Raw genomic sequence first — 5,405 nt, forward strand, 5'->3', positions numbered from 1 at the left:
TGGTCTTCGCGTCCGTCTCGGTCGCCACCAGCGCCAGCGTCTTGATCTTGTTCTTCGGCGAGACCCCCAGGAACTGCGCCACCTCCTCGATCGTCTTCTTGCCCGGCGTATGCACCTTCTCCGGCTTGCCGTCGCCCGTCGGCTCGTAGTCCTTCACGGCCTCCAGGCGCGAGGCCGCCTTCTCCAGGTTCGCGGCGTAGTCGCCCTTCGGGCACGACACCACCACGTCCTCGCCCGCGTCCGTGTACACCATGAACTCGTGCGACATCGACCCGCCCATCGCCCCCGAGTGCGCCTCCACCACCACGTACTTCAGCCCGCAGCGGTCGAAGATCCGGCAGTAGGTGTCGTAGTGCTTCTGGTAGCTCACGTCCAGGCCGGCCGCGTCTAGGTCGAACGAGTACGAGTCCTTCATCGTGAACTGCCGCACGCGCAGCAGCCCCGACTTCGGACGCGGCTCGTCGCGGAACTTCGCCTGGATCTGGTACCAGATCTGCGGCAGCTGCTTGTAGCTGCGCAGCTCCTTGCGTGCGATGTCCGTCATCACCTCTTCGTGCGTCATGCCCAGGCACAGGTCCGCCCCCTTGCGGTCCTTCAGCCGGAACATGTTGTCGCCCATCACCGCCCACCGGCCGCTCGCCTCCCAGATCTCGCGCGGGTTCAGCGCCGGCAGGTAGAACTCCTGCCCGATCCGGTCCATCTCCTCGCGCACGATGCCCATGATCTTGTTGGCCGCGCGATTGCCGAGGAACAGGAAGGAATACAGCCCGGCGCCGAGCTGCCTTACATAGCCCGCCCGGACCAGGAACTTGTGCGACGCGACCTCGGCATCGGCCGGCGCCTCACGCAGCGTGGGGATGAATAGTTTCGACCAATAGTGCATAGCGAATCCGTCATTCTACAGGAGGGTATTGCACGACGGCAGGCGGCTCGGTAGACACGGCCTTCTGGCCGTCTCCGGGCGTCGGGGAAACGGCTACGCCGCCGCCTTGGCGAGCTGTCGCAGCAGCTCCGTACCCAGCTTCTGCGCTTCGCCGAAGTTGAGGCGGTTTGCGGGCGTGAGCGGAGCGGGAGCCCGCAGCCGAAATCCTGAGCGGAGCGAAGGATCTCTATTGCCCGAGTTGCTTCAGGATCTCTTTGCCTAGCCGCTGGGCCTCCGCAAAATTCTTCTGGTAATCCAGGAACTGCCGGTTCAGCTCCAGCGAGCGGTCCGGCGTGAGCCGCGCCCGCAGGATCATGTCGCGCATGTGCACAGGGTTCGGCAGCGCAGCCTCTTCATTCAATTCTTCGAGCGCCGTTTTGGGATCGTAGTGATACATGGCTTGCCTATTTCTTCTCGCCCGTGCCCGGCGTGATGCCGAGCAGCGACGAATGTGAGTTCGCGACCTTCCAGGTTCCGTGTTCCTTTCGAAGTACGTACGTCACCCGATAGCGCGAGGTGAACGGATCCTCGCCGCGCTTGCCGTGCAACGTCAGCCGCAGATTGACCACGGCCGTGTCACCGTGCAGTTGCACCTTCTCTTCGTCGGCATCCGAGCTGGAAAACGTGAACTGCGTCGGCTGGCGATAAGACTCGAGCACCGTCGCTCGGTCCATCACGCTGCCGTCCGGATTGGTGTGGAAGTAGTCCTCGGTGTACAGCCTATCCAGCGCCGCGGCATCGCGCCTCAGGCCGGCTTGGTTGAGGCGATCGAGGGCGGCGAGGACGTCCGTGCGGTCGTCGCACACTGCGGAAAGACTGACCAGCAGGAGAAAGTTCACTAGGAGCGCAGAACGCCGCATCGGTCCCCCTTCAATCGGCAATCGGCAATCGGCAATCGGCGATCGGCAATCCGCAATCCGCGATCACATCATCTCCGTGCCCCACAGGTCATGCAGGTGCACGATTCCCCGCAACTTGCCCGCCGCGTCCACCACGCACAGCGACGTGATCTTCTTCTCTTCCATGATGTTCAGCGCCGACGCCGCGAACGCCTCCGGCGCGATCGTCTTCGGCGATTTCGTCATGCAGTCCCCGGCCGTCAGGTCGAGCACGTCCTTGCCCTTCGCCTGCAGCAGCCGCCGCAGGTCGCCATCCGAGATCACGCCCACGAGCTTGTCGCCCTCCGCCACCGCCGTCACGCCCAGCCGCTTGCTCGACATCACGTGGATCACGTCCGGCATCTTCGTCTTCGGCGTGACGCGCGGCAGGTCGTCGCCCGAGTGCATCAGCTGCTCCACCCGCGCCAGTCGCTTGCCCAGCTTTCCGCCCGGATGCAGCTCCGCGAAATCCTCTTCCTTGAAGCCCTTCTTCTCCGCCAGCGCGACCGCGAGCGCGTCGCCCAGCGCCAGCATCGTCGTCGTCGAAGCCGTCGGCGCCAGCCCCAGCGAGCACGCCTCGCGCGAGATCGAGCAATCCAGCGCCACGTCCGCCGCCGCCGCCAGCGTCGAACGCTTGCCCGCGCCGTTGTAAACGTCGTCTCCCGTCAGCGCGATCAGCGACGCCCCCAGCCGCTTCATCGTCGGCAGCAACGCCAGCAGCTCCGCCGTCTCCCCGCTCGACGACAGCGCCACCACTACGTCGCCCTTCACCAGCATCCCCAGGTCGCCGTGCACCGCTTCCGCCGGATGCAGGAACAGCGCCGGCGTCCCGGTCGAGCTCAGCGTCGCCGCGATCTTGCGCGCGATGATCCCGCTCTTGCCCATCCCGGTCACCACCACGCGCCCCGCGGTCGCCGCCAACAGGCCAACGGCGCGCTCGAAATCTTTCGCCATCGGCCCGCCGATGCGGTCTGCCAGCGCGCGCAAGGCTTCCGCCTCGATGCGCACCACGTTCTCGCCCGTCTTCTTCATGGAAGCGTCTAGGGTAACAAAACCCACCACAGAGACACAGAGAGACCGAGCAGAGATGTGCCCGTGGCCTGCGCGCGTAGTCCCGCGCAGCGGGACGTCGGGATCCAGCCCGGCACGTAAGTGCCGGGGAAAGGCCAATTATGGAATGGAGTCGGCTTTAGCCGACGACAGAGACTACCGCCGCGGCGGCGCCCACTTCTCCAGGAACTCCGCCACTTCTTTCTTCGTCATGCCGCGCGCGTGCTCGAAGAACCCACCGGGGTCGCTGTACACCACGCGGCCGTCCGCCTTCAGCACCGCCAGCGCCGGCACGCCCTTGCTCAGGTTCATCTTGTACTTCGCCGCCAGGTCGAGATTCTTGTCGTACTTCCCGACGTCCACGTTCACGACCTTGTAGTTCGCCTCCAGCAGCGCCCGCAGCCCGGGGTCCTTGTGGAAGTTGTATTCCAGGACGTGGCAGTCGTAGCACCAGTCGCCGCCGAAGATCAGCAGCACCCGCTTGCGCTGCTTCGCCGCCGCCTTGAGCGCGCGCGCAATGTCTTGCTTCGCGTTCCCGCCGTACAGCTTCGCCGACCGGTTCGGCGGCGCCTCCAGCATCCCCTCGATCTTCGACTGCGCGAGGCAGGGAAGTGCCAGCGCTAGCGCGAACACGACAGCTGCGAGGCGCTTCATGACGACACCGCTCCGTGCACCGCGATCAACTCCTGCAGCGTCCCCCTGAGCTTCTTCAGGTCGAGCGCGTTCGCGCCGTCCGACTTCGCTTCCTTGGGGTTGTCGTGCACTTCCATGAACACGCCGTCGACGCCCGCCGCCACCGCCGCGCGCGACAGCACCGGGATGAACTCCGGCTGCCCGCCGCTCACCGCGTCCTTCCCGTTCCCCTTCGACGCCGACGGCAGCTGCACCGAGTGCGTCGCGTCGAACACCACCGGCGCGAACTCCCGCATGATCGCCAGCCCGCGCATGTCTACCACCAGGTTGTTGTACCCGAAGCTCGACCCGCGCTCCGTCACGAACACTTTGTCGTTGCCCGCCTCGCGCACCTTGGCCACCGCGTGCCGCATGTCCCATGGCGAGACGAACTGGCCCTTCTTGATGTTCACCACGCGGCCGGTCTTCGCCGCCGCCACCAGCAGGTCGGTCTGCCGGCACAGCATCGCCGGGATCTGCAGCACGTCCACCACCTCCGCCGCGATCTCCGCCTGCCGCGGCTCGTGGACGTCGGTCAGCACCGGCACGCCCGCTTCCTTCTTCACCTCGGCCAGGATCCGCAGCCCTTCCTTCATCCCCGGACCGCGGAAGCTCTTCAGCGACGTCCGGTTCGCCTTGTCGTAGCTCGCTTTGAAGATGTAGGGAAGGTGCAGCGCCCTGGCAACGCCCGCGATGCACTCGGCCATCTTGAGCGCGTGCTTCTCGCTCTCGATCACGCACGGCCCCGCGATGAGCAGCAGCCCGCCGCCGCCGATCGTCAGCTTGCCGAGTTTGAAAGAGTGAGCCACGAAGATCGAACGAAGACAGGAGGCCGCAGGGGACGCAGAGGGATTATTTCAAAAAACCCTCCTCCGCGTCCTCCGCGGCCTCCTGTCGTTCTTTTACCGGCGAACTTTCTCGGGCCGGTGGAACATCTCGTGTTCCTGGCGGTCGCGCGACTGGCGCCGCTTCTGCCCGTCCTCGTACGCCGCCTTCACGAAGCGCGCGAACAGCGGCTGCGGCTCCAGCGGCTTCGACTTGAACTCCGGATGGAACTGGCACCCGATGAAGTGCGGATGGTCGTCCAGCTCCACGATCTCCACGTACGTCCCGTCCGGCGTCGTCCCCGAGATGCGCAGCCCCGCGCCCGTCAGCACCGCCTCGTACTCGCGGTTGAATTCGTAGCGGTGGCGGTGGCGCTCGCTGATCTCCGTCTGGTCGCCGTAGATCTTCGACGCCAGCGAGCCCGGCGTCAGCTTGCAGATCCACGCGCCCAGCCGCATCGTCCCGCCCAGCTCGTCGATGCCCCGCAGCTCGCGCAGCTTGTAAATGACACGATGCGGCGTGCTCGGATCGAACTCGCTCGAGTTCGCGCCCTCCAGCCCGCACACGTTCCGCGCGAACTCGATGCACGCCGTCTGCATCCCCAGGCAGATCCCGAAGTAGGGAACCTTCTTCTCGCGCGCGTACCGGATCGCGTTCAGCATCCCCTCGATGCCGCGCTTCCCGAACCCGCCCGGTACCAGGATCCCGTCGAAGCCCTCGAGCTGCGACTCGTACGACCTATCTTCTTTCTCTTTCGTCTCCAGCCCTTCCGCTTCCACCCACACCACGTTCAGCTTCAGGTTGTGCGCCAGCGCGCCGTGGACCAGCGACTCCTTCAGCGACTTGTACGAGTCCTCGTATTCCACGTACTTCCCGACGATCCCGATGTTCACCTCGTCCTTCGGGTTATAGACGCGATGCACCAACTCCTCCCACTTCGAGAGGTCGCGCTCCTTCGCCTGCATGTGCAGGTACTTGAGCGCCAGCGTGTCCACGTTCTCGCGCGCGAACACCAGCGGCACCTCGTAGATCGAGGCCACGTCCTTCGCCGTGATCAC

Annotated in this window: 7 protein-coding genes; all 7 read right to left on the reverse strand. The window is 65.4% G+C overall.

What is annotated here, in order from left to right; all coding sequences use genetic code 11:
• On the reverse strand, positions 1-883 hold an 883-nt coding region (gene proS, locus VLA96_13000; GenBank protein HSE50118.1), incomplete at its 3' end, for a proline--tRNA ligase.
• A 226-nt stretch (positions 884-1,109) separates the two neighbouring features.
• Positions 1,110-1,319, reverse strand: coding sequence for a hypothetical protein (locus tag VLA96_13005; GenBank protein HSE50119.1), 210 nt, complete (start codon positions 1,317-1,319; stop codon positions 1,110-1,112).
• A 7-nt stretch (positions 1,320-1,326) separates the two neighbouring features.
• Positions 1,327-1,782 carry a nuclear transport factor 2 family protein gene (locus tag VLA96_13010; protein ID HSE50120.1) on the reverse strand — a complete coding sequence of 152 codons (456 nt, stop codon included), beginning with the start codon at positions 1,780-1,782 and terminating at the stop codon, positions 1,327-1,329.
• A 63-nt stretch (positions 1,783-1,845) separates the two neighbouring features.
• Positions 1,846-2,832, reverse strand: coding sequence for a KpsF/GutQ family sugar-phosphate isomerase (locus VLA96_13015; GenBank protein ID HSE50121.1), 987 nt, complete (start codon positions 2,830-2,832; stop codon positions 1,846-1,848).
• A 174-nt stretch (positions 2,833-3,006) separates the two neighbouring features.
• Complete coding sequence (locus VLA96_13020) at positions 3,007-3,504, reverse strand: thioredoxin family protein (protein HSE50122.1); 498 nt, start codon at positions 3,502-3,504, stop codon at positions 3,007-3,009.
• A complete protein-coding gene (kdsA, locus tag VLA96_13025) occupies positions 3,501-4,331 on the reverse strand; it encodes a 3-deoxy-8-phosphooctulonate synthase (GenBank protein HSE50123.1) in 831 nt (276 codons plus the stop codon). Before kdsA ends, VLA96_13020 begins: the two co-directional genes overlap by 4 nt.
• A 93-nt stretch (positions 4,332-4,424) precedes the next feature.
• A partial coding sequence (locus VLA96_13030) for a CTP synthase (protein ID HSE50124.1) occupies positions 4,425-5,405 on the reverse strand: 981 nt, incomplete at its 5' end.

The organism is Terriglobales bacterium (assembly GCA_035457425.1).
Classification (GTDB): Bacteria; Acidobacteriota; Terriglobia; order Terriglobales; family Acidobacteriaceae; genus JACPNR01.